Below are 21,975 nucleotides of genomic sequence, written 5' to 3' on the forward strand. Positions count from 1 at the left end.
GTGCTGGCGCTGCTGGCGTCGGCCGGGTGCTCCGGCGCGACGGCGGCCGTCGACTGCGAACGCATCGCGGGCGACGGCCGCACGTTCTACGAGGACGACCCGGCGTACCCGGATCCCGTGAACGACGACGCGGACTGGCCGCCGTCCCCGCCGGAGGCGGCGGGGATGGACCCCGCCCTGCTGGACGAGGGCCTGGACCGGCTCGGGGAGAACGCGTCGCTGCTCAGCGCGCTGGTCGTCCGGCACGGGCGGCTCGTGGCCGAACGGTACTTCCACGGCGGCGGCGCACGGCGGAGCGGCAACGTCCACTCGGCGTCGAAGAGCGTTCTCCAGGCGCTGGCCCACCTCGCCGTCGCCCGGGGCCACCTCGGCGGCCTGGACGACCCGGTGGCCAGGTACCTGCCGGAGTACTTCGGCGGCGACCCGGCCAAGCAGAAGATCACCGTCCGGCACCTGCTGACCATGAGGTCGGGCCTGGACTGGACGGAGGACGTGACCGAGTACCGGATCGAGCGGGAACCGGACCGGGTCCGGGCGATTATCGGCCGCCCGCTCGTCTCCGCGCCCGGTGCCACGTACAACTACAGCACGGGCGACACGCACGTCCTGTCGGCCGTGCTGCAGCGGGCCACCCGCATGGGCACCTGCCAGTTCGCCCACCGGTACCTGTTCGGGCCGATGGGCGTCACGGCCGAGCACTGGGGACGGGACGCGCAGGGCGTCTACTCCGGCGGGTACAACCTCTACCTGACGCCACGGGAGCTGGCCAAGTTCGGCCTGCTCTACCTGCACGGCGGCCGGTGGGAGGGCCGGGAGCTGGTGCCCAGGAGCGCGGTGCGGGCGGCGCAGGCCCGTACCACGCGGGTCGATGACACCTTCGGCTACGCCGAGGGCTGGTGGACGCGGACCGTCGCCGGGCGCTTCATGTACTTCGCCTGGGGGTACGGCGGGCAGTTCGTGCACGTGATCCCCGGCGCGGACCTCGTCTTCGTGACCAGCACGAACGGCGATGAGGAGCTCGACGTGACGGCGTTCGTCCGCGACCACCTGCTGCCCTCCGCGACTGGCTGATCTCCGCCGGAATGTCTTTGACGTGGGGAAGGTTGACTTGCGTATGAAAAAGATCGGTTTCCTGAGCTTCGGGCATTGGTCGTCGTCGCCGCACTCGCAGGCGCGCAGCGCGTCCGACACGCTGCTGCAGTCGATCGACCTGGCGGTGGCCGCCGAGGAGCTGGGCGCCGACGGCGCCTACTTCCGCGTCCACCACTTCGCCCAGCAGCTCGCCAGCCCGTTCCCGCTGCTGGCGGCCGTCGGCGCGAGGACGAGCCGGATCGAGATCGGCACCGGCGTCATCGACATGCGTTACGAGAACCCTCTCTACATGGCCGAGGACGCCGGTGCGGCCGACCTCATCGCGGGCGGGCGGCTGCAGCTCGGCATCAGCAGGGGATCACCCGAGCAGGTGATCGACGGCTGGCGCTACTTCGGGTACCAGCCGGCCGAGGGTCAGACCGAGGCGGACATGGCGCGGCAGCACGCCGAGGTGTTCCTGAAGGTGCTCGACGGCGAGGGGTTCGCGCAGCCGAACCCGCGGCCGATGTTCCCCAACCCGCCCGGCCTGCTGCGCCTCGAACCGCACTCGGCGGGGCTGCGGCAGCGGATCTGGTGGGGGTCCAGCTCGAACGCCACCGCGAAGTGGGCCGCCGGGCTGGGCATGCACCTGATGAGCTCCACGCTCAAGGACGACGAGAACGGCAAGCCGTTCCACGTGCAGCAGGCCGAGCAGATCGCCGCCTACCGGGAGGCGTGGAAGGAGGCCGGCCACGAGGGCGAGCCGCGGGTGTCGGTCAGCCGCTCGATCATGCCGATCGTGAACGATACCGACCGGGCCTACTTCGGCCACGAGCGCACCAGCTCCGACCAGGTCGGCTTCATCGACGCCACCACCAGGGCCGTCTTCGGCCGTACGTACGCCGCCGAGCCGGACGTGCTCGTCAAGGAGCTGGCCGGCGACGAGGCGATCGCCGCCGCCGACACGCTCCTGCTGACGGTGCCCAGCCAGCTCGGCGTGGACTACAACGCGCATCTCCTCTCGTCGGTCCTGACGCACGTCGCTCCGGCGCTGGGCTGGCGCTGACGGCTCAGCAGGGGCTCTCGTAGAACTCCAGGTAACCGGTGCGGACGCCCCACATGTCGACCACGCCGGTGCAGTCCTCGTACTTCTCGCCGACCACGGTGGTGCGGGTGGAGTCGCTGTAGAAGACGGTCACGCAGGTGTAGTTGTACTTGCAGGCGCGGGCCTGGGCGGGGGCCGTGGAGACGGTGACGGCGGCGAGGGCGAGGACGGTGGCCAGCAGGAGGCGGCGGATCATGGGGGTTCCTCCATGGGTGGGGGGATCTTCCTCGATGATCGGCCGCCCCATGCGATTGATCAAGAGCTGGCGGTTTGTGTCTCCTGGTCAGCAGGGTGTGAAGAAGATCTTCACCGGGCCCTTCAGGATCCCCCACCGGCCGGGCCCCGGGGGACGAGCAGCCCCTGGTTGAACCCCTCGGTGACGGCGGCGGCCCGGTCGTTCACCCCGAGCTTGGCGTAGATGTTGAGCAGGTGCGACTTGACGGTGGCCTCGGTGATGAAGAGCCGGGCGGCCGCCTCACGGTTGGTGTTCCCGGCCGCCACGAGCTCCAGCACCTCCAGCTCCCGCCGGCTGAGCACTTGTGGCGCGGGCTTCCTGACCCGGCTCATCAGCCGGGCCGCCACCGAGGGGGACAGCACGCTCTCGCCGCCGGCCGCGGCCCGCGCGCCCCGCAGCAGCTCCTCGCGCGGCGCGTCCTTGAGCAGGTAGCCGGTCGCGCCCGCCTCGATCGCCGGCAGCACGTGGGTGTCGGTGTCGTACGTGGTCAGCACCAGCACGCGCGCGGTGAGGCCGAGCCTGGCCAGCTCGGTGATCGCGGCCAGCCCGTCCATGCCCGGCATGCGCAGGTCCATCAGGATGACGTCGGGCCGCAGCTCCTGGGCGAGCCGGACGGCGGTGGCGCCGTCCGCGGCCTCGCCCAGCACCTCGAACCCGGGCGCGGAGGCGAACATGCTGCTCAGCCCGTCCCTGACGACGGGATGGTCGTCCGCGATCAGCAGCCGGATGGTGTGCTCGGTCATGGGCGGCTCCCGGCCGGCAGGAAGGGGAGGCAGGCCGAGATCCCGGTGCCGGCGCCGGGCTCGGACTCGATCCGCAGGGTGCCCGACAGCGCCTCGACGCGCTGCCGCATGATGGCCAGGCCGAAACCGCCGCCGCCGGGGGACGGCCCCGCGGTGGCGTCGAGCCGGGCCGGGTCGAAGCCCTCGCCGTCGTCGCGTACGTCCAGCGCCACCTCCTGCTCCAGGTACGACAGCGTCACCCCGACCCTGGCGGCGCCCGCGTGCTTGGCCACGTTGGCCAGCGCCTCCTGCGCCGTGCGCAGCAGCGCGAACTCCGCGTCCGCCGCGATCGGCCGCACCGTGCCGGTCGTGGTGACCTGGACGGGCAGCCCGTGCAGCTTCGACCAGCGGCCGGCGACGTCGGCGAGCGCGTCGCTCAGGCGCGCGCCGTCCAGCGGCTCGGGCCGCAGCGCGTCCACCGACCGCCGCGCTTCCGACAGCGTCTGCCTGGCCACGTTCTTGACGGCGTCGAACGGCCGCCGCCACTGCGCAGGGACCTCGTGGAGCTGCTCGGCCGCCTGGAGCTGCGCGATGATGCCGGTCAGGCCCTGCGCCAGGGTGTCGTGGATCTCCCGGGCCATCCGCTGGCGCTCGTCGAGCACCCCCGCCTCCCTGGCCTGGGCGAGCAACTGGGCGTGCAGGCCGGCGTTCTCGGCGAGCGTCGCCTCCAGCAGCCGGTTCGTCCGGCTCAGCTCCTCCAGGGTCTGCTCGCGCCGCTCCTCCTCCCGCTCGGCGATCCGCAGCACCCAGGCGCAGCCGCACATCATGGCGACGTTGAAGCCGATGATGATCAGGTGCATCAGCAGGCCGAACGCGTCCGTCGCGGGGATGGCGGAGGACTGCGCCGAACCGGCCAGGACCGCCGCGCCGGTCACGCCCAGCAGCCGCCACGGCCAGGGCAGCACCGTGAAGGAGTAGATGTAGGCGGCAGGGGTGAACAGCCCGAAGGCGGGCTGGCGGGCCACCAGCACCGCGGTGATCGCGAGCAGCCCCGCGACGAACACCCCCATGATCCGCGGCCGGTCCCGCCAGCCGGGACGCAGGGTGAACATGCCGAGCATCCACGCGGCGGCCAGCCCGCACAGGCCCAGGTCGACGAGCAGGGAGCCGTCCGACCAGTCCTCGACGACCAGCAGGATGGCGACGAGCAGCGCCAGCAGCGCGTACGGCACCACGCCGACCAGCAGGAACGGCGGCTGTTGCGAGGTCTTCCCGCTCAAGGCTCCCCTCTCCCCTCGCGCGATTCTATTGCCAGCGGAACCAGCGGACCGCGAGGCATGAGCACCCCACCGCGTAGCCCGCCAGCGTCAGCAGCGGCCAGGCGGACGGGAAGACGCCCTGGTAGGCGTCCTGGAACGCCCCCATGCCCGCGCCGAGCGGCGTGTAGTGGGCGATGCCCTGGAGCAGCGGCGGCAGCTGCGAGATCGGGATCCAGAGCCCGGCGAAGAACATCATCGGGAAGAACAGCACCGTGCCGATCGCCGTGGCCGGGCCGCGCCCAGGCGCGAGCGCGGTGATCAGCAGGCCGATCGCGAGCAGCGCCGCCGCCGCGAGCAGCCAGGCGAGGGCGAAACCGGGAAGGTGCTCCGGCAGGCCGACGCCGAAGCCGAGCCGCGCCACCGCCAGGAACAGCACCATCGCGACGACCGCGACGGCGAAGTTGGCCACGAGCTGGGCGGCGAGCACGCGGGCCGGGCCGACCGGCGTGGTCCGCATGCGCCGCAGCACGCCGCTCTCGCGGTAGCCGGCGAGCGTGACCGGCAGCGCGGCCGTGGCCAGGATCGCCAGGTTGAACAGGATGAGCACAGGCACGTAGAGGTCGAAGTACGTCAGGCCGCCGCCGTCCACGGGCTCCCGCAGGTCGGGGACGTTGCCCAGGATGATCAGCAGGATCAGCGGGAAGCCGATGCCCCACAGGGGGCCGACCTTGTCGCGGACGCTCAGCGTGCACTCCGTCATGATGAGCCGCCAGGTCGCGGAGCCGTGCTGGGCGGTGTTCAGCGTGGTCATGGGGTACGGGTTCCGTTCTGTGCGGGGGCGCCGGTGAGCTGGACGAACGCGTCCTCGAGGCTCGCCTGCTCGACGCGCAGCCGTCCGGCCACGATCCGGTGGCGGGCCAGGACGGCGGTGACGGCGTTCAGCACGTTGTCGTTGCCGGTGACGACGACCAGCTCGCCGCGGCGGGTCACGCCGGAGACGTCCGGCAGGCTCGCCAGCAGCGCGTCGTCGAAGGGCCTGGACGGGCGGAAGTGGATGCGCTGCTCGATGCGCGCCCGCGCGGTGAGGCCGGCCGGGGTGTCCACCATGACGACGCGGCCGGCGTCGATCAGCGCCAGCCGGTCGCACAGCCGCTCGGCCTCCTCCATGAAGTGGGTGACCAGCACGATCGTCACGCCGCGCGAGCGCACGCCCTCGATCAGGTCCCAGGTGTCGCGCCGCGCCTGCGGGTCGAGACCGGTGGTCAGCTCGTCCAGGATCGCCACCTCCGGGTTGCCGACGAGCGCCAGCGCGATCGACAGCCGCTGCTTCTGGCCGCCGGACAACTTGGCGTACCTGGTTCTCGCCTTGTCCGCCAGGCCGAGGGCGTCCAGCAGCGCGCGCCAGTCGGCGGGCCCGGGGTAGAAGGAGCTGTAGAGCCGCAGGGCCTCGCCGACCTGGAGCCGGTCGGGGAGGTGGCCGGCCTGCAACTGCACGCCGAGCCGCCGGGTCAGCCCGGCGCGGTCGCGGAGCGGGTCGAGCCCGAGCACCCTGATCTCGCCGCGGTCCGGGGTGCGCAGGCCCCCGACGCACTCCACGGTCGTCGTCTTGCCCGCGCCGTTCGGGCCGAGGATCCCGAAGATCTCCCCCTCCTGGACGGTGAGCGAGACGTCGTCCACCGCGATCTTGTCGTCGTAGCGTTTGCGGAGGTCGCGTACCTCGATCACGGGTGGCATGCGGGGTCCCTTCCGAGCCGGATGCGTTACCCCTCAACCCTGCTTCGAGCAGGGCCGTCTCCGGTATCGGCCGGTGGACGGGAATCGGCTGCCGTCCGGACGGCGGGGCTCGATCCACCGATCGGTGGATCGACCAGGCTGTACGGATCTGTACGGCGTGCCTCTCCGGCGCCGCACATGGCGGCGGACGCGTGTTGAATTTTCGGCATGAAGGCGTGGGACGGGGCTTCCGCCCGGCTTAAAGGGGCGCGGACAGAACGCCCCCGTCCCCCCTTTTCCGGAAATATCGGTTATTAGCTTGAAAAGGGGTACCGGCGATGGATCTGGAGTTACTGGCTCTTGCCGGGGCGACGGGACACGCCCTCGTACAGGCCATGGTCTCGGACGGCTGGGCGAGCGCGCGGGCCCGCATCGCCCGGCTCATGAGCGGCGGCGACCCGGAGCGCGTGCCGGTGGAGGAGGCCGCGCTGGAACGTTCCGGCCAGGCGCTGCGCGACAGTCAGATCCCCGCGCACGTGCTGGCGGGCCACTGGCAGGGGCGGATCGTCGAGTTGCTGACGAGACGGCCGGAGTGCGCGGGCGAGGTCGAGGGCCTGCTTCGCGAGCTGCGGAACGCCGCCACGGGCGGGACGAACGTGCATATCGACGGACACAACAACGGCAATCTGATCATCGGCGATCACAACGTCGCCCGCATCCATCGAGGGGAATAGGAGGAAACGTGTCAGAGGCCGTCCAAATAGGCATCAACGGTGACAATAACGGAACCGTACTCGTCGGTGACAACAACATCGTCCATTACACCGACGAGCGGACGATCGTCACCCAGCGCGAGGGCGGGCCGGTGCCGGTGCGCAGGCGGGAGCGTCCCGACCCGCGCTTCCTGCCGCAGAGCGCGGCCAGCCTGATCGGGCGCGAGCGCGACCTGGCGCGCGTCCGCGGCTGGCTCGCCGAGCGCGGCGCGCCCGTGCTGGTCTACGGGCCGCCCGGCATCGGGAAGTCGGCCGTGCTGAGCAAGGTCGCCCGCGACGCGGCGGACGCCGGCGAGGACGTCGTGTACCTGTCGGGCGCCGGGCTGGAGACCGAGGACATCGTCCAGGAGCTGTTCGAGGCGTGCTACGACAGCCCCGGGTATCTGCCGCCGCCCAAGCGGTTGCGGCAGCTCATGGGGAAGGTGCGGGCGCTCGTCGTGATCGACGGGTACGAGGGGACGGCGGAGTCGCTGGAGCGGCTGCTCGACGCCACCCCGGGGGCCGGGCTGCTGCTCGCCTCGACGCAGCGGCTGCTGGGCGCGGAGGGGCACGTCCTGCCGCTCGGCGGTCTGACGGAGGCCGACGCCGTAACCCTGACCACCACCGCGGCGCTCGCGGACCGGACCGGCGCCGCGGCGGTCGCGGACCGGAACGGCGCCGGGGAGGGCGCAGGCTGGGCCGGCGGCGAGGTGAGCGGGAGTTGGACCGGCGGCGAGGCGGTCGCGGACCGGACCGGTGCCGGGGAGGGCGCAGGCTGGGCCGGCGGCGAGGTGAGCGGGAGTCGGGCCGGCGGCGAGGCGGGCGGCGGCTGGGCCAGCGGCGAGGCGGCCTCGGCTCCGGCCGCTGCCGAGGCGGTTCCGGCTGCTGGTCGTGCCGGGGTGGTTCCCGCTGCGGGTGGTGCCGGGGTGGTTTCGGCTGCGGGTGGTGCCGGGGTGGTTTCGGCTGCGGGTGGTGGTCTGAGCGGGGAGGAGCGGGCCGCCATTCGGGAGCTGTGCCGGGCCGCGAACGGTCACCCGAGGACGCTGCTCCAGGCCGCCGCCCTCATGCGCACCAACGGCGTCCTGCCCGTCGCGGCCGACCCCGGCACCGCCGCCCGAGCCCTGGTCGCGTCCCTGGACGGCGACAGGTCCGCGGCGGCCCGCGCGCTGGCCGCGCTGCCCGGGGTGCCGGTCTCCGCGCCGGTGCTCGCCGCGCTGGCCGCCCTCCCGTCCCCGGACGACGCGGACGCCGCCCTCACCGAACTGCGGCGGCTGCGCCTGGCCGAGCCCGCAGGCCCTGGCCACCGGCTGGCGGGCGAAGCGCCGATCCGGCGCGGCAGGCGGGACGCGGCCGGTTACGCCACCCGGCTCACCGCCTGGGTCAGGTCCGCCACGCGCGCCGAGGTGGCGGCGAGCGCCGCCGTCATCGTCGCCGTGCTGCGGGCGGCGGTGCAGGAGGAGGCGCACGACCCCGCCAGGACCCTGGCCAGGGCCGCCGCGCCGCTGCTCGGCCGCTCCCTGCGCTGGGGCGCCTGGGGCCGGACGCTCGCCCTCGGCCTGACGGCGGCGACGAACGCGGGCGCGGCCGACGACGTGGCCTACTTCGAGAGCGAGAAGAAGGTACGGGAACGCGCCCTCGGCCTGCTCCTGGGCCTCGGCGGAGGCGGGCTGGGCGCCGCGGGGGCGCTGGCTTTCTTCGGCAAGGGCGGATCCCTCTTCAGCGCCCCGACCCTCGCGATCGCGGTCACCACCACCGTGGTGGTGACGGCGGCCACCGCCATCGGCGTGCACCTGGCCAGGCCCAGCGCCGCCGAGCAGCCCGCGACGGTCATCACCCCGGTCGCGGCGGGCCCACGCTCCTCCGGCAACGCCCGCCCGCCGCTCGGGACGGCTGATCCGCCGCTCGGGACGGCTGATCCGCCGCTCGGGACGGCTGATCCGCCGGTCGAGTCCGGCAACCGGCCCTCGCCCGGCACCGGCCCGGGCACCATCCGCCGCACCCCGCCGGACACAGGACCGGACACCAGGCCGGACACCGGGTCGGACACCGGGCGCAGGACTTCTCCCGACCCCGGGCCGGACCGCAGACCCCCGCCCGACACGGAGGACAACACACCCCGAGATCGCAGCACACCACGCCCCGCCACCCCCCACCTCACCCTCTCGAACCCCGTCGTCGAGAGCGGCGGCTCGACCGACGCCCGCGCCACCGGCTTCGACCCCGGCGAACGGATCACGTTCTCCTGGACGGGCCAGGGCGGCAGCGGCGACCTCGGCACCCGCACCGCCGACTCCAGGGGCATCGCAGTGCTGCCCGGCGCCACCGTCCAGGCGGCAGGCGCCTACACGATCACGGCCCAGGGCAAGACCCCCGAACGCCGCGCCGAGGCGGGGCTCACCGTCCGGGAGCGCCCCGCACCCCCGATCAGGCTCACCAGCGTCCCGTCGTCGGTGCGGGCCGAGGCGGCGCTGGAGGTGACCGCCACGGGCTTCGAGGCGGGCGAGACCGTCCGCCTGACGCTCGGCGACACCCTCGTCGCCACCGCCACCGCAGGCGGGAACGGCCACGTGACGCTGCGCGGCCACGCGCCCGCCCAACCGGCCACGTACCGCCTGACCGTCACGGGCCGGGCCGCCGGCCGCTCCGCCGGCACCGAGCTGACCGTCACCCCGAAGCCGCCACCCGACCTGTCCGGGAACTGGGGCGGATACCTGAACTTCCAGGACGTGGGCGGCGGCTCCTACGAAGGCACCAGGCGCGGGTCCGACCATGTGGAGCCCAACAGCGGCTGCACCTTCCCCCACGGCGGCGCGGAGGTGCACCTGTCCGGGAACGGGCCCGTCTACGAGGGCGAGACCCGCTGGGTGCACGGCTCCAGCGGCCAGAACTGCGATTTCAAGTGGGGCGCGGCCACGTTCACGCTCAGCGCGGACGGCGACAGCCTGGAGGTGATTTCGCAGAACCCGTTCGTTCCCGGCGAGACGAAGACGTACACGCTCCAGCGGAACTGAGGGGTGAAGCCGTACTGAAGCGGCCTTGAAGACGCGGCGTGTTCGACTACCGGCCTGCGGACAACCCTGATGGGAGACCTCATGCGATCGACCCGTTCCCCGCGCAGGCCCGCCACGCCCGGATCCCGCCCGGCTCTGGCCGCGCTCGCCGTGCTGGCCGCGAGCGTGCTGCTGGCCGGCGCGCCCGCCGGAGCCGCCGTCGGCGGCGGCACGCTCTACGTCACCAACGGCGACTCCGACGACATCTCGCTGTTCAGGCTGGACCTGTCGGGAAGGCCGGCGCTGGAGAAGCCGCTCATCCGGACGGGGGACCAGCCGCGGCAGCTCCAGCTCTCCGCCGACGGCCGTACCGCCTACGTCGCGACGGCACTGGACGACAGCGTGCACCAGTACCGGGTGGGGGACGACGGCAGGCTCACGGTGCTCGCGCCGCCGGTGCGGACGGGCGACTTCCCGTTCGGCAGCGTCATCGCCCCCTCGGGCAGGAGCTTCTACACCGCCAACACCGAGGACGGCACCGTGTCGGCGTTCTCCGTCGGCCTGGACGGCAGCCTGTACGCGCTGGGCACCCCCGTCTCCACCGGCGAGGACAGCCCGCGCGGCCTCGCCATGACCCCCGACGGCCGCTTCCTGTTCGTCAGCCACGGCCGCCCGTCCGTCACCCCGGAGAACACCGGGCCGCCCGGCTTCGTCGTCGTCTTCGAGGTGAGTCCGGAGGGCAAGCTGAGCAGGCTCGGCAAGCCCGTGCCCATCGAGCGCGGCGGGCAGGGCCTGTCGGTCACCCCCGACGGGCGCTACCTGTACGTCGCCTGCGAGTCGCTGACCAGCGTGTCGCCCCGCCAGCTCTTCGGCTTCGCGATCGGCGCCGACGGCTCGCTGAAGGCCGTTCCCGGCTCGCCGTACACCGCGCCCGACGTGCCCTCCAGCACCGCCGTCGCGCCCGACGGCGAGCACCTGTACGTCACCAGCGGCGCGCTGAACGCCGACCCCGAGGCCGCCACCAAGGTCTGGGGCTTCACCATCAAGAGCGACGACGGCTCGCTGAAGCCCGTGCCCAGCGCACCGTTCGAGGCGGGCCGCGGCCCGGTCGGCGTCGCGCTGAGCCCCGACGGGCAGCGGGCCTACGTCAGCACGCTGCGATCGGAGCTCCTCACGTTCGCCGTGGAGCCTGACGGCGACCTCAAGCTGATCCACGGCCCGGTCAAGACCGGCGGCCTGCGCCCGCTGTTCCAGTCCGTCACCTTCGGCGGGATCGGGCCGCGTTAGCCGGCGAAGAACCCCAGGAGGTGGCGGGCAGTCGAGCTGCTGCCGGACCCCGCCCGCACGTAGTGGAAACGCGCGAGGCGAGTGCCGGCGTCAGCTCGCGGGGTGGAACGGCAGCCCGATGTTCTCCCCCTGCAGCAGCCTGTCGATCGACTGCTCCATCACCTGGCTGTCGTTCAGGTGCGGGAACGGCTCCCCATCAGGGACGTCCACGCCGAGGAAACGGCAGAGCGGCTCCCACCCTTCCCGCACGTCGAACACCAGCAGCCGCTCGGGCGGCAGGCTCTCCTTCACCGTGGCCACGTGCCGCTCGAACGCCAGGAGGCTGTCCTTCTCGTCGAGCGGCTCGCCGAAGGCCCGATCGCTGCCCAGCCCCTCCCGGATCATGCGTTCGAGCAGCGGACGGGTGGTGTTCATGTTCTCCACCAGAGGGGCCATCTCCGGTGCGAGCCTGTCGGCCTGTAACCGCGCGGGCCCGTTGGCGATGAGCGCCTGCATGCTCGCGAGCCAGGCGTGCGGGTCGCGTACCGTGAGGATCACCTTGGCCTCCGGGTACGCGTCCGCCAGCTCCCGCCAGAAGAACGAGGCCGGCCAGTCCACGGCGGAGCGGAAGCCCTCGAACACGTGGTCCCAGTCCGGCGCCGTGCCGGCGTCGGCCAGGGGCGCCCACCGCCGGGCCCTGTCGGGGTCGGACCCGACGTCGAACATGTGGTGGCAGGGCCCGAAGCCCAGCCGCTCCAGTGCCGCCTTCATCGAGCTCGTACCGGTGCGCGGGAATCCCGCGCCGATCACGTTCAGCATGTCGTTCCTCCATGCGGTGTCGGCCTGGATCCGATCATGGTGGTGTGATCATGGCCTGGCAACGCCTGTGGGTGGTAGGAAATGTTCATGGGAGAGGGGCCGGTGCGAGTCGCGGTCATCGGAGTGGGCATCCTAGGGGCCGCCGTGGGCTGGAACCTGTCCCGGCAGGGCGCGGAAGTGATTCTCATCGACGCGGCCCAGCCGGGCGAAGGCGTCACCAACTGGTCCTTCTCGTGGGTCAACGCCAGCAACAAGACTGTGACCAGGGCCTACTACGAGCTGAACGTCGCGGGCCTGGTGGCCTGTCGCGAGCTGGCCGCCGCCATCGGGCCAAGCTCCTGGTGGTACCCCAGCGGCCACCTGCGCTGGACGGACGACCCGGCGGCGGAGGCCAGGCTCCTGGAGACGGCCGAGCTGCTGGCCGCCTGGGGTTACGGGGTGGAGGTGCGCACGGGGGCCGAGGCGCGGCGGCTGGAACCCGCTCTCGCGCTGCCCGACGAGGCGCCGGTCGTGTTCTATCCCGACGAGGCGTGGGTGCACGGGCGTCGTCTCGTCGGCCGCCTGGTCGGCCAGGCGGCGGCCGAGCGGCGGTTCGGAGCCGGGGTCCGCGAGATCGGCACCGGCGCCGGCGGGCGCGTCGAGGCGGTCGTGCTGTCCGACGGGAGCCGTCTCGGCGTGGACGCCGTCGTGAACGCGGCGGGCCCCAGCGCCGCTCAGGTCGCCGCGCTGGTCGGGCGGCGCCTGCCGATGCGCAGGGAGCCCGGCGTCGTCACCCGGCTGAGCTGTGCGGACGTCCCGATCGGGCGGGTCATGCACGCGCCGCACGTCGAGATCCGTCCTGACGGGGACGCCTCCGTGGTCCTGCACAGCCGGGAGATCGACGCGCTCATCGACACCGGCGAGGAGCCCGCGGAGCTGGGGCGGCTGCTGCACGCCTCGGCGCGGCGCGTCGTTCCCGGGCTGGGCGGCGCGCGCGTCGGGGAGACGCGGGTGGCGTTCCGGCCCATCCCGGGCGACGGGTTCCCCTCGGTGGGGGCGGTGCCGTCCGTGCCGGGCTACTACGAGGCGGTCACGCACAGCGGCATCACGCTCGGGCCGGTGATCGGACGGCTGCTCGCCGCGGAGATCCTCGGCGGGAAGCGGGACGACCTGCTGGACGGCTTCCGCCCGGAGCGGTTCACCCCCTGACAGGCGATCAGGAGCCTGCGGCGGCGACGGGGCCGAGGCCGTCGATCAGGGGCCTGCGGCGGCTCGCGGGCGGACCGCGTCGGTGAGGAGGTCGAGCAGGCGGCCGACCTGCTCGTCGGAGGCGCCGCCCGCGATGGCCGCGAACACGCCGATGAGCAGCGTGGTGACGTCGTCCGGGTCCACGTCCGCGCGGAGGGTGCCCGCCTCGGCGCCCCGCTGGAGGATGGCGGCGATCGTGGCGGTGACCCGTTCGCGTGAGGGCGGGGCGATGCGTCCGGACGCGAACCCGGTGCGCAGGGTGTCCATCATCCCGCGCTTGGTGGCGACGAACCCGGCGTAGCGGCCCATCCAGGCCCGCAGCGCGACGTCGGCGGGGTGCTGCCCGAGCAGGGTGGGGACGCTCGCGGTGACGGCGTCGAGCTCGGCGGCGTAGACCGCGTCCACGAGGTCCTCGCGGGTGGGGAAGTGCCGGTACAGGGTGCCGATGCCGACTCCGGCCTGGCGGGCGATCGCCTCCAGCGCGACGGGGCCGTCGGCTGCCGCGAAGGCGGCCTGGGCGGCGGCGATGAGCTTGTCGCGGTTGCGCCGCGCGTCCCGGCGGACCGGCCGGTCGGCGGGCTCCGGTGAGCCGGGCGGGGTGTGGGGCGGTGGCGGCGTGGCGGGGCCGGTCAAAACGGAGGCACCTCCGGTAGTGCTACGGTGGATGTAACGGAGGTCCCTCCGTTTTGCTGGCATTCTCTCATGAGAGCAGGTAAATCATGACGTCCCAACCCGCCCCGCGTCCCGGAGGCCCCGGCGAGCTGGCCGGACGCACGGTCGCGCGTGTCGGCTACGGCGCGATGCAGCTCGCCCGCCTGCACGACGACCGCCCCGCCGCCATCTCCGTGCTCCGCCACGCGGTGGACCTCGGCGTGGACCATGTGGACACCGCCCAGTTCTACGGCGACGGCTACGTCAACGAGATCATCCGCGAGGCGCTCAGTCCCGGGGACGACGTCCTGATCGTCAGCAAGGTCGGCGCCGTCTCCGATCCCGGCGGCCCTGCCCCGCTGCGCGTGGCGCAACGTCCAGAAGAGCTGCGCGCCGGCGTCGAGGACAACCTCGCCACGCTCGGGCTGGAGCGGATCCCGGTCGTCAACCTGCGCCGCATGGACGCGGGCATCACCGTCCCCGCCCCCGCCGACCAGGTGGTGGACCTCGACGACCAGCTCGCGGAGCTGATCGCGCTGCGCGAGGCGGGCAAGATCGGCGCGATCGGGCTGAGCAGCGTGACCGCCGGCATCCTGCGCCGCGCCCTGCCCGCCGGCATCGTGTGCGTGCAGAACGCCTACAGCCTCGTCTCCCGCGACGAGGAGGACGTGCTCCGGCTGTGCGAGGCGGAGGGGATCGCCTGGGTGCCGTACTTCCCCCTCGGCGGCGCGCTGCCGGGAATGGTCAAGGTGACCGACGAGCCGGCCGTGCTCGCCGCCGCCGGCCGCCTGGGGTGCACCCCGGCGCAGGTCGCGCTGGCCTGGCTGCTCCACCTCTCCCCTCGGACGCTGCTCATCCCGGGCACCGCCGACGTCAGCCACCTGGAGGCGAACCTGGCGGCGGGCGCGATCACCCTCGACGAGGAGACCCTGGCCGCGCTCGACGCGATCCCGTCCCGCCCGTTCGCCTTCCCGCGCTGACGACGACCCCGCCGTGACACAGCCATGACACAGCGATGACGAGTCGCGGATACGACCGGCCGACAGTGGAGGGGATCAGTTCCACCGAGGAAGGCTGAGAAGATCGTGACTGAACGCTTGCGCGTGGCTGTGCTGGCAGGCGGCCCGTCCGCCGAGCACGAGGTGTCGTTACAGTCGGCGCAGGCCGTGCTCGACGCGCTGCCGAGAGACCGGTACGAACCCGTCCCCGTGATCATCGACCGGCAGGGCAGGTGGCCGGTTGAGCTGCGGCAGGAGCCGGTGGACGTGGTCTTCCCCGTGCTGCACGGGCCGTTCGGCGAGGACGGCGTCGTCCAGGGGCACCTGGAGACGCTGGGCCTGCCGTACGTGGGCTGCGGCGTGCTGGCCTCGGCCGTGGCGATGGACAAGGTCGCGATGAGGCGCACGTTCCTGGCGGAGGACATCCCCGTCACCCCGCACGTGTGGTTCACCGAGCACGAGTGGCGTACCACCACGGACCCGTGGGGCCTGGTGAAGCCGCTCGACTGGCCGATGTACGTCAAACCGGCCAACATGGGCTCCTCCATCGGCATCTCGCGGGTCACCTCCATGGAGGAGCTGCGCGCCGGGGTGGACGCGGCGCTGGCCCACGACCGGGTGGTCGTCGTCGAGCAGGGCGTGTCGGCGCGGGAGCTCATCTGCGGCGTGCTGGGCGGCTACGACGCGCCTGAGGTGTCGGTGCCGGGTGAGCTGATCGTGCCGGGGGAGTGGCTCGACTACGAGGCGAAATACCTCAGCCCTGCCGAGATCGCCACGATCCCGGCCGTGCTGCCGGAACGGGTGGCCGGGGAGGTGCGGGAGCTGTCGCTGCGCGCGTTCCGGGCGATCGGCGGTTACGGCCTGTCCCGGGTCGACTTCCTGTACGAGGAGGGGACGGGCCGGCTGTACGTGGGGGAGATCAACACCATGCCCGGCTTCACGGCCCGTTCCGTGTACGCGAGGGCGTGGGCCGCGAGCGGCGTCCCGTACGGGGAGCTGCTGCGGCGGCTGATCGACCTGGCGCTGGTCAGGAGCGGCTCGTGATCCCCATGACGTTGCGGGAGATCGCCGGGGTGACCGGCGCCCGGCTCGCGGACGTGCGCGACCCGGAGGCGCCGGTGACGGCGCCTTCGGCGGTGGACTCGCGTGAGGTGGCGCCCGGCGGCCTGTTCGCCGCGACGGCGGGCGCCCGCGTGGACGGTCACGACTACGCGGAGCGGGCGGTCGCCGCCGGCGCCGTCGCCGTGCTGGCCTCCCGGCCCGTCGGCGTGCCCGCCCTGGTGGTCGAGGACGTCCAGGTCGCGCTCGGCCTGCTGGCCAGGCACGTGCTCGGCCGCATCGGCCCGGTCGTGATCGGGCTGACCGGGTCGGTGGGCAAGACCACGACCAAGGACCTGCTGGCACAGGTGCTCGAACGGCACGGGGCGACGGTCGCCACCGACAGGTCCTTCAACAACGAGCTGGGGCTGCCGCTGACGGTGCTGCGTGCCGACGCCGCGACCCGGTACCTGGTGCTGGAGATGGGCGCGGGCCGCAAGGGCGACCTGACGTACCTGACCGGGCTCGCGCCGCCCCGGGTCGGGCTGGTGCTGAACGTCGGCTCCGCGCACGTGGAGCGGATGGGCGGCGGGCTGGCGGACGTGGCCCAGGCCAAGGGCGAGCTGGTCGAGGCGCTGCCGCCGGACGGGATCGCGGTGCTCAACGCCGACGACCCCTACGTGGCGGCGATGGAGGGCCGCACCAGGGCCGGGGTGGTGTGGTACGGCAGGTCGGCGCGCGCGTCGGTGCGGGCCGAGGGGGTGCGGCTGGACGATCGGGCGCGGGCCGCGTTCGAGCTGGTGACGCCGTCCGGCCGGGCCGCGATCGGGCTCGGCCTGATGGGCGAGCACCAGGTGGGCAACGCCCTGGCCGCCGCCGCCGTGGCGAGCGCGCTGGGGCTGGACGTCACGGACATCGCCGGCGGGCTGAACGCGGCGCGGCGGCGGTCCGGAGGGCGGCTGGAGATCGCCGAACGGCCCGACGGCGTCACCGTCGTCAACGACGCGTACAACGCCAATCCCGAGTCGATGAGGGCCGGGTTGCGGGCGGTGCGGGCGCTGGCGGGCGGTCGCCGTACCGTGGCGGTGCTCGGCGCGATGGGGCAGCAGGCGGAGGCCTCGCGCGCCCGGCACGCGGAGATTGGCGCGCTCGTCGCCGAGCTGGGCTTCGGCGTGCTGATCGCGGTCGGCGAGGGGGATCCGCGCGCGCTGGCGGACGCGGCGCGGGCCGCCGGCCAGGGCGTGGCCGTGCACACCGTGGCGGACGTGGCCGGGGCCATCGGGCTGGCCGGGGCGTTGCTGGAGCCGGGGGACGTGGTGTTCGTGAAGGCGTCCAGCGAGATCGGGCTCAGCGCCTGCGCCCGTGCGCTGTCCGGCGCGAGTTAGAGGAACGGAGTCTCATGCGCACCATCGGGCTGATCGGCGGCTTGAGCTGGGAGTCGACGGTCATCTACTACCAGATCATCAACCAGCGGGTACGGGAGCGGCTCGGCGGCAGCCACTCCGCCAACAGCCTCATCTGGTCGGTCGACTACACGACGGTCGAGGACCTCGTCTTCGCCGGCCGCTGGGACGAGGTGAGCACGATGCTGACCGGGGCGGGCAGGAAACTGGAGGAAGCGGGCGCCGAGGTGCTGCTGGTGTGCAGCAACACCTTCAGCCGGGTGAGCGACGACGTGGCGCGGGCCGCGAGCGTGCCCGTGCTGCACATCGCCGACGTCGTGGCCGCGCAGGCCCGCGCGAGGGGGATGCGCAGGGTCGGGCTGCTGGGCACGCGGTTCACCATGGAGCAGCCGTTCTACCGGGATCGGCTGGCCGCCCAGGGGCTCGAGGTGGTGGTGCCGCCGCGTGAGCAGCGGGAGCTGGTCCACCGGGTGATCTTCGAGGAGCTGGTGCGGGGGGTGCTGCGGGAGTCATCCAGGGACGCGTTCGCCCTGATCGTCGCCGGCCTGGCGGACGCCGGGGCGGAGGGGGTGATCCTCGGCTGCACGGAGATCGAGCTGCTGATCAGCGAGAAGGACACCGCCGTCCCCGTGCTGCCCAGCGCCCGGCTGCACGCCGAGGAGGCGGCCTGCTTCGCCCTCGGCGGGTGACGCGGCGTCGGGCAGGCGGTAGAGCTCCTCCAGCACGGCGCGCGCCGCGTCGTCGTCGCTGACGGCGCAGTCCCAGACCACCTGGTCGCCGTCGGTGGTGACGTCGAAGGCGAAGAACGCGCAGCACGCCTTCTCGCGGGCGGCCAGATCCCGCACCTGCCGCTCGACGCCGGGCTCCGCGCGCAACCGGAAGCGGATGCCGCCGGGGGTACGCTCGCGGGCGGCGAGGTGCCGGTCGAAGAGCCGGTGATATTCGTCCAGGCGCTGCTGGGGGGTGTCGGGGGCGTCGGTCATGTCGCAGACGACGGGGGTGGACGCGGGCGGGATCTCCATGGCGGGCCTCCTCGGTGGAGAGGCGCTCTTGCGGCGGCCTCCGCGCCGACCCTAAAGTCTGGACCGTACTCCAGAGTCAAGAGGTGAGGCCGGATGCGGATCGGGCAGGTCGCCGCCGAAGCCGGGGTCAGCGTGGACACCGTGCGCTTCTACGAGCGGCGCGGCGTGCTGCCCGCCGCCGAGCGCAGGCCGTCGGGGTATCGCGTCTTCGACGCCACGGCCGTGGAGCGGATCCGCTTCGCCAAGGGGCTGCAGGAGCTGGGCTTCACCCTGGACGAGGTGGCCGACGCGCTGGCCGCGCACGACGCGGGCGGGGCGACGTGCGACAGCGAGCGGTGGCGGCTGGAGGCGGTGGTGGAGCGGATCGACGCCAGGATGGCCGAACTGGCCGCGGTCCGGCGCGCGGCGGCGCGGAGCCTGCGCGACTGCCGCGCCGGTCACTGCCGGCTCGGGCCCGACCGCAGCAGCCTCGGCACCAGGCGGACGTAGCCGACCATGCCCACCACCTCCACCAGGGTCTGGGCGACCACGACCACCGAGGCGACGGCGAGCCGGTCGGGCAGGGCCAGCGCGAGCGGCGTCAGCAGCACCAGCAGCACGCCCAGCCGTACCGCCTGGTCTGCGGGCAGGAAGGCGAACATGGCGGCGACGACGAGCGGCACGACGGCGAAGTTCACCGCCAGCGCCGCCGCCAGGAACCGTCCAGCACGCAGCGACCGGACCAGCTCGGCGGCGGGCACCTGGAGGAACGTCACGTACAGCAGGGCCGCCAGCACAGGGTTGATCGCGGGCTCCAGCTCCGCGACCAGGCCCGGCCCACGCGGGTCTGCGATCACCGGCGGTCGCGCGGGAGCTCGGCGAAGTCGCCGCCGGGCTGCTCGTTCCACTGGGCGAGCAGGTGCAGCGAGGTCTCGGACGGGCTGCCCGGCTCGACGTCGTAGACGAACAGGATCTGGTCGGGGTCGTCGGCGGGCGTGAGCGCCTGGTAGGTGATGGTGAGGTCGCCGACCAGCGGGTGGTGGTAGTCCTTGCTGCCGGTGGTGCGCTGGTGGACCTTGTTGTCGGACCAGTGGCGGCGGAACTCCGCGCTGCGGATCGCCAGGTCGCCGACGAGGGCGCTGAGCGCGGGGTCGTCGGGGTGGCGGCCGGCGTCGCGGCGCAGCATGGCGGCCGTGTCGGCGGCGACGGCGGGCCAGTTCGCGTACAGCTCGCGGGCGTGCGGGTCGAGGAAGACGAAGCGCGCCTGGTTGCGCTCGGCGGCGGGCAGGGCGCGGAAGTCGGTGATCAGGCGTCCGGCGAGCCGGTTGTGCGCCAGGACGTCCAGGCGGCGGCCCAGCACGAAGGCGGGCCTGCGGGCCGCCTCCAGGACGTCCAGCAGCCGCCAGGTGGCCGGGTGGACGCGCTGCGGCCGGGGGCGGCGCCTGCGCCGGGCGGGCTGGGGGCGGGCGAGGATGTGCAGGTGGTCGCGTTCGGCCTCGTCGAGCCGGAGGGCGGAGGCCAGCGCGTCGAGCACCTCGGGAGAGGCGCTGCGGCTGCGGCCCTGCTCCAGGCGGGTGTAGTAGTCGACGCTCACCCCGGCCAGCCGCGCCAGTTCCTCGCGCCGCAGCCCGGACACCCGGCGCCTGCCCAGGATCGGCTCGTCGAGCCCGGCCTCCTGCGGGCTGAGGCGGGCGCGGGCCGAGCGCAGGAACTCGGCCAGCGGGCTGCTGGTGTGGTCACTGTCCATGTCACCAGTCTCGCGCCCGCCTCCCGGGCGTCGTCACGTGAGGGTGGCCCAGTTTGTCCCCCGATGGCTTGGGCCATTCTGCGGCCCTTTCCGGCTGGTCAGGGCTGGTTCAGTGGAGTGCGAGGGCCGGTGATCCGGCCTCGTCCCTGATCCGTACGAAGGAGTCTCACATGTCCACCTGGTTCATCACCGGCGCTTCCCGGGGCCTCGGCCTGCAGATCGCCCGCACCGCCGTGGCCGGCGGCGACAACGTGGTGGCGGCGGTCCGCGACCCCGGCTCCCTGCCGGAGGACCTCCGGGAGTCCGGACGGGTGCTCGGCGTCCGGCTCGACGTCACCCGCGGCGAGGAGATCGCCGCGGCCGTGGCGGCGGCCGTCGAGCGGTTCGGCGGCATCGACGTCCTGGTCAACAACGCGGGCCGGGGCCTGCTCGGCGCGCTGGAGGAGATCACCGACGCCGAGGCGCGCTCGCTGTTCGACCTCAACGTGTTCGGGCTGATCAACCTCACCCGGGCCGTGCTGCCCGGCATGCGCGCCGCGGGCCACGGCAAGATCGTCAACATCGGGTCGCGGTCCGGGTTCGAGGGCGAGCCGGGGGTCAGCATGTACGCCGCCTCGAAGTTCGCCGTCGCCGGGCTCAGCGAGGCGCTGGCGACCGAGCTGGCGCCGTTCGGGATTCAGTGCATGGTCGTCGAGCCCGGCGTCTTCCGCACCGACTTCCTCGACGCCAGCTCCCTGTCCACCGCCGCGCACCGCATCGACGCCTACGACGGCACCCCCGCCCACGTCACCCTGGACTGGGCGGGCACCGCCAACCACACCCAGCTCGGCGACCCCGCCAAGGGGGCCGCGCTGATCTACGAGGTCACCTGCCAGGACGAGCTGCCCGGCCACCTGTACCTGGGGCCCGACACCCTGGAGCGGCTCCAGGTCAAGCTGGACCGGATCGAGCGGGACGTCGCCCCCTGGCGGGACAAGTCGGCCGCCACCGCGCACGACGACGCAGCGGCCTGACCCGGCCCTTTTCGTGATCAGCGAGTTTCCACGGACGCCCAGGAGGCCAGCAGCCGCAGCGCGTCCTCGGAGGGGGAGCCGGGCTCGGCGGCGTAGATCGTCATGGACAGATCCGGGTCGGCCCGCAGGTCCATGCTCTCGTAGGTGAGGGCGAGGCCGCCGACGGCGTGGTGGTGGAAGTGCTTGACGCCGGCGCCATGGGTGCGGACGTCGTGCGCCGCCCACCTGCGGCGGAAGTCGTCGCTGCGGGTGGACAGCTCGCCCACCAGGTCGTGCAGGGCCTTGTCGTGCGGGTCCTTCCCGGCGGCGGTGCGCAGGTTGGCCACCGTCATGTCGGCGGCCAGGTCCCAGTCGGGGTAGAAGCGGCGGGCGGCGCCGTCGAGGAAGGTGAAGCGGGCGAAGTTCGGCGGCCGGGCCGGGTCGGTGTAGACGTCGCAGTACAGGGCGCGGCCGAGGTGGTTGGCGGCCAGCAGGTCCGACCGGTTGTTGCCGACGATGGCCGGGGCGGTGGTGATGCTGTCGAGCATCCACTGCAGGCCGGGGCGCGCCACCGGCTGCTTGGGCCTGCGGCGGCGCAGGACGGCGTTGCTGCCGTCGGCCTCGCGCGCCAGGCGCAGCAGGTGGGCGCGTTCGGCGTCGTCCAGGTGCAGGGCGCGGGCCAGCGCGTCCAGGACGCCGGCCGACACGCCCCCCAGGTGGCCGCGTTCGAGCTTGGCGTAGTACTCCACGCTCATCCCGGCCACGGCGGCGACCTCGCTGCGGCGCAGCCCGGGCACGCGGCGCCGCCCGGCGACGGGCAGCCCGGCCTGCGCGGGCGTGATCCTGGCGCGGCGCGAGGTGAGGAATTCGCGCACTTCGGACCGGTTGTCCATGCCACGACCGTACGCCAGCGCGGGGGCCGCGTGGGATGCACTGTCAGTACACCCATCAGCAGTGACTCCCCAGCCCCGGCCCGCTCGGTTGTG

Annotated in this window: 22 protein-coding genes; 12 read left to right on the forward strand and 10 right to left on the reverse strand. The window is 73.4% G+C overall.

Translation table 11 applies throughout. The features are described 5' to 3' along the window. Both ABD331_RS49185 and ABD331_RS49190 read left to right on the forward strand, forming a co-directional pair. Positions 1 to 1,071, forward strand: a complete 1,071-nt coding sequence (locus tag ABD331_RS49185; protein WP_344492096.1) for a serine hydrolase domain-containing protein — start codon at positions 1 to 3, stop codon at positions 1,069 to 1,071. 43 nt (positions 1,072 to 1,114) lie between these two features. Continuing rightward, complete coding sequence (locus ABD331_RS49190) at positions 1,115 to 2,137, forward strand: LLM class flavin-dependent oxidoreductase (RefSeq protein WP_344492099.1); 1,023 nt, start codon at positions 1,115 to 1,117, stop codon at positions 2,135 to 2,137. Between the two features lie 4 nt (positions 2,138 to 2,141). Here ABD331_RS49190 and ABD331_RS49195 read toward each other — a convergent pair whose 3' ends face one another. The 5 genes from ABD331_RS49195 to ABD331_RS49215 all read right to left on the reverse strand — a co-directional run bounded on the left by ABD331_RS49195 (position 2,142) and on the right by ABD331_RS49215 (position 6,126). Further along, positions 2,142 to 2,372 carry a DUF6289 family protein gene (locus ABD331_RS49195; RefSeq protein ID WP_344492103.1) on the reverse strand — a complete coding sequence of 77 codons (231 nt, stop codon included), beginning with the start codon at positions 2,370 to 2,372 and terminating at the stop codon, positions 2,142 to 2,144. Positions 2,373 to 2,494: 122 nt separating this feature from the next. Further along, positions 2,495 to 3,154 (reverse strand): response regulator, encoded by a 660-nt coding sequence (locus ABD331_RS49200; RefSeq protein WP_344492106.1) that lies wholly within the window; start codon positions 3,152 to 3,154, stop codon positions 2,495 to 2,497. Next, positions 3,151 to 4,413 (reverse strand): sensor histidine kinase, encoded by a 1,263-nt coding sequence (locus ABD331_RS49205; RefSeq protein WP_344492109.1) that lies wholly within the window; start codon positions 4,411 to 4,413, stop codon positions 3,151 to 3,153. Before ABD331_RS49205 ends, ABD331_RS49200 begins: the two co-directional genes overlap by 4 nt. Before the next feature lie 25 nt (positions 4,414 to 4,438). Continuing rightward, complete coding sequence (locus ABD331_RS49210) at positions 4,439 to 5,203, reverse strand: ABC transporter permease (protein WP_344492112.1); 765 nt, start codon at positions 5,201 to 5,203, stop codon at positions 4,439 to 4,441. Then, a complete protein-coding gene (locus ABD331_RS49215; protein WP_344492115.1) occupies positions 5,200 to 6,126 on the reverse strand; it encodes an ABC transporter ATP-binding protein in 927 nt (308 codons plus the stop codon). The genes ABD331_RS49210 and ABD331_RS49215 overlap by 4 nt, the downstream gene beginning before the upstream one ends. Positions 6,127 to 6,443: 317 nt before the next feature. Between ABD331_RS49215 and ABD331_RS49220 the strand changes: the two genes are divergently transcribed. The 3 genes from ABD331_RS49220 to ABD331_RS49230 all read left to right on the forward strand — a co-directional run bounded on the left by ABD331_RS49220 (position 6,444) and on the right by ABD331_RS49230 (position 11,134). Continuing rightward, on the forward strand, positions 6,444 to 6,839 hold the full coding sequence (locus ABD331_RS49220; RefSeq protein WP_344492118.1) for a hypothetical protein: 396 nt from the start codon (positions 6,444 to 6,446) through the stop codon (positions 6,837 to 6,839). Between the two features lie 8 nt (positions 6,840 to 6,847). Next, positions 6,848 to 9,868, forward strand: coding sequence for an AAA family ATPase (locus tag ABD331_RS49225; protein WP_344492121.1), 3,021 nt, complete (start codon positions 6,848 to 6,850; stop codon positions 9,866 to 9,868). Between the two features lie 81 nt (positions 9,869 to 9,949). After that, positions 9,950 to 11,134, forward strand: coding sequence for a lactonase family protein (locus tag ABD331_RS49230; protein ID WP_344492124.1), 1,185 nt, complete (start codon positions 9,950 to 9,952; stop codon positions 11,132 to 11,134). A gap of 90 nt (positions 11,135 to 11,224) precedes the next feature. On the opposite strand, the gene ABD331_RS49235 is transcribed toward ABD331_RS49230, so the two are convergent. Then, the gene (locus ABD331_RS49235; RefSeq protein ID WP_344492127.1) at positions 11,225 to 11,932 is read right to left on the reverse strand and encodes a sulfotransferase family protein; all 708 of its coding nucleotides are present in this window, start codon (positions 11,930 to 11,932) and stop codon (positions 11,225 to 11,227) included. A 102-nt stretch (positions 11,933 to 12,034) separates the two neighbouring features. On the opposite strand from ABD331_RS49235, the gene ABD331_RS49240 reads away from it, so the two are divergent. Continuing rightward, the gene (locus tag ABD331_RS49240; protein WP_344492130.1) at positions 12,035 to 13,120 is read left to right on the forward strand and encodes an NAD(P)/FAD-dependent oxidoreductase; all 1,086 of its coding nucleotides are present in this window, start codon (positions 12,035 to 12,037) and stop codon (positions 13,118 to 13,120) included. 45 nt (positions 13,121 to 13,165) lie between these two features. On the opposite strand, the gene ABD331_RS49245 is transcribed toward ABD331_RS49240, so the two are convergent. Beyond that, a complete protein-coding gene (locus ABD331_RS49245; protein WP_344492134.1) occupies positions 13,166 to 13,792 on the reverse strand; it encodes a TetR/AcrR family transcriptional regulator in 627 nt (208 codons plus the stop codon). A gap of 86 nt (positions 13,793 to 13,878) precedes the next feature. Here ABD331_RS49245 and ABD331_RS49250 point away from each other — a divergent pair, with 86 nt between their 5' ends. From ABD331_RS49250 to ABD331_RS49270, 5 genes are all read left to right on the forward strand, one after another. After that, a complete protein-coding gene (locus tag ABD331_RS49250) occupies positions 13,879 to 14,790 on the forward strand; it encodes an aldo/keto reductase (protein ID WP_344492137.1) in 912 nt (303 codons plus the stop codon). Between the two features lie 105 nt (positions 14,791 to 14,895). Further along, the gene (locus ABD331_RS49255; RefSeq protein WP_344492140.1) at positions 14,896 to 15,852 is read left to right on the forward strand and encodes a D-alanine--D-alanine ligase family protein; all 957 of its coding nucleotides are present in this window, start codon (positions 14,896 to 14,898) and stop codon (positions 15,850 to 15,852) included. A 5-nt stretch (positions 15,853 to 15,857) separates the two neighbouring features. Beyond that, positions 15,858 to 17,231, forward strand: coding sequence for a UDP-N-acetylmuramoyl-tripeptide--D-alanyl-D-alanine ligase (locus tag ABD331_RS49260; RefSeq protein WP_344492273.1), 1,374 nt, complete (start codon positions 15,858 to 15,860; stop codon positions 17,229 to 17,231). Positions 17,232 to 17,245: 14 nt separating this feature from the next. After that, entirely contained in the window at positions 17,246 to 17,938 is a 693-nt protein-coding gene (locus tag ABD331_RS49265) for an aspartate/glutamate racemase family protein (protein WP_344492143.1), read from the forward strand. A 426-nt stretch (positions 17,939 to 18,364) separates the two neighbouring features. Next, positions 18,365 to 18,760, forward strand: a complete 396-nt coding sequence (locus ABD331_RS49270) for a MerR family transcriptional regulator (RefSeq protein ID WP_344492146.1) — start codon at positions 18,365 to 18,367, stop codon at positions 18,758 to 18,760. Here the strand turns inward: ABD331_RS49270 and ABD331_RS49275 are convergent. Together ABD331_RS49275 and ABD331_RS49280 are read right to left on the reverse strand one after the other, a co-directional pair. Next, positions 18,709 to 19,107, reverse strand: a complete 399-nt coding sequence (locus ABD331_RS49275; RefSeq protein ID WP_344492149.1) for a hypothetical protein — start codon at positions 19,105 to 19,107, stop codon at positions 18,709 to 18,711. The two genes, ABD331_RS49270 and ABD331_RS49275, sit on opposite strands and share 52 nt — an antisense overlap. Continuing rightward, positions 19,104 to 19,997: a helix-turn-helix transcriptional regulator gene (locus ABD331_RS49280; protein WP_344492152.1), complete on the reverse strand. Its 894-nt coding sequence runs from the start codon at positions 19,995 to 19,997 to the stop codon at positions 19,104 to 19,106. The genes ABD331_RS49275 and ABD331_RS49280 overlap by 4 nt, the downstream gene beginning before the upstream one ends. Before the next feature lie 170 nt (positions 19,998 to 20,167). Here ABD331_RS49280 and ABD331_RS49285 point away from each other — a divergent pair, with 170 nt between their 5' ends. Continuing rightward, entirely contained in the window at positions 20,168 to 21,010 is an 843-nt protein-coding gene (locus tag ABD331_RS49285; protein WP_344492155.1) for an SDR family oxidoreductase, read from the forward strand. 17 nt (positions 21,011 to 21,027) lie between these two features. Here the strand turns inward: ABD331_RS49285 and ABD331_RS49290 are convergent, their stop codons facing one another. Continuing rightward, positions 21,028 to 21,882 (reverse strand): helix-turn-helix transcriptional regulator, encoded by an 855-nt coding sequence (locus ABD331_RS49290; protein ID WP_344492158.1) that lies wholly within the window; start codon positions 21,880 to 21,882, stop codon positions 21,028 to 21,030. Positions 21,883 to 21,975 lie beyond the last annotated feature (93 nt).

It is taken from the genome of Nonomuraea monospora (assembly GCF_039531895.1).
Lineage (GTDB): Bacteria > Actinomycetota > Actinomycetes > Streptosporangiales > Streptosporangiaceae > Nonomuraea > Nonomuraea monospora.

Excerpts from the sequence above, each read along its gene's own strand:
- ABD331_RS49190 (WP_344492099.1), top strand. The coding sequence starts at position 1,115 with ATGAAAAAGATCGGTTTCCTGAGCTTCGGGCATTGGTCGTCGTCGCCG.
- ABD331_RS49195 (WP_344492103.1), bottom strand. The coding sequence starts at position 2,372 with ATGATCCGCCGCCTCCTGCTGGCCACCGTCCTCGCCCTCGCCGCCGTC.
- ABD331_RS49200 (WP_344492106.1), bottom strand. The coding sequence starts at position 3,154 with ATGACCGAGCACACCATCCGGCTGCTGATCGCGGACGACCATCCCGTC.
- ABD331_RS49210 (WP_344492112.1), bottom strand. The coding sequence starts at position 5,203 with ATGACCACGCTGAACACCGCCCAGCACGGCTCCGCGACCTGGCGGCTC.
- ABD331_RS49215 (WP_344492115.1), bottom strand. The coding sequence starts at position 6,126 with ATGCCACCCGTGATCGAGGTACGCGACCTCCGCAAACGCTACGACGAC.
- ABD331_RS49220 (WP_344492118.1), top strand. The coding sequence starts at position 6,444 with ATGGATCTGGAGTTACTGGCTCTTGCCGGGGCGACGGGACACGCCCTC.
- ABD331_RS49230 (WP_344492124.1), top strand. The coding sequence starts at position 9,950 with ATGCGATCGACCCGTTCCCCGCGCAGGCCCGCCACGCCCGGATCCCGC.
- ABD331_RS49235 (WP_344492127.1), bottom strand. The coding sequence starts at position 11,932 with ATGCTGAACGTGATCGGCGCGGGATTCCCGCGCACCGGTACGAGCTCG.
- ABD331_RS49250 (WP_344492137.1), top strand. The coding sequence starts at position 13,879 with ATGACGTCCCAACCCGCCCCGCGTCCCGGAGGCCCCGGCGAGCTGGCC.
- ABD331_RS49260 (WP_344492273.1), top strand. The coding sequence starts at position 15,858 with ATGACGTTGCGGGAGATCGCCGGGGTGACCGGCGCCCGGCTCGCGGAC.
- ABD331_RS49265 (WP_344492143.1), top strand. The coding sequence starts at position 17,246 with ATGCGCACCATCGGGCTGATCGGCGGCTTGAGCTGGGAGTCGACGGTC.
- ABD331_RS49270 (WP_344492146.1), top strand. The coding sequence starts at position 18,365 with ATGCGGATCGGGCAGGTCGCCGCCGAAGCCGGGGTCAGCGTGGACACC.
- ABD331_RS49280 (WP_344492152.1), bottom strand. The coding sequence starts at position 19,997 with ATGGACAGTGACCACACCAGCAGCCCGCTGGCCGAGTTCCTGCGCTCG.
- ABD331_RS49285 (WP_344492155.1), top strand. The coding sequence starts at position 20,168 with ATGTCCACCTGGTTCATCACCGGCGCTTCCCGGGGCCTCGGCCTGCAG.
- ABD331_RS49290 (WP_344492158.1), bottom strand. The coding sequence starts at position 21,882 with ATGGACAACCGGTCCGAAGTGCGCGAATTCCTCACCTCGCGCCGCGCC.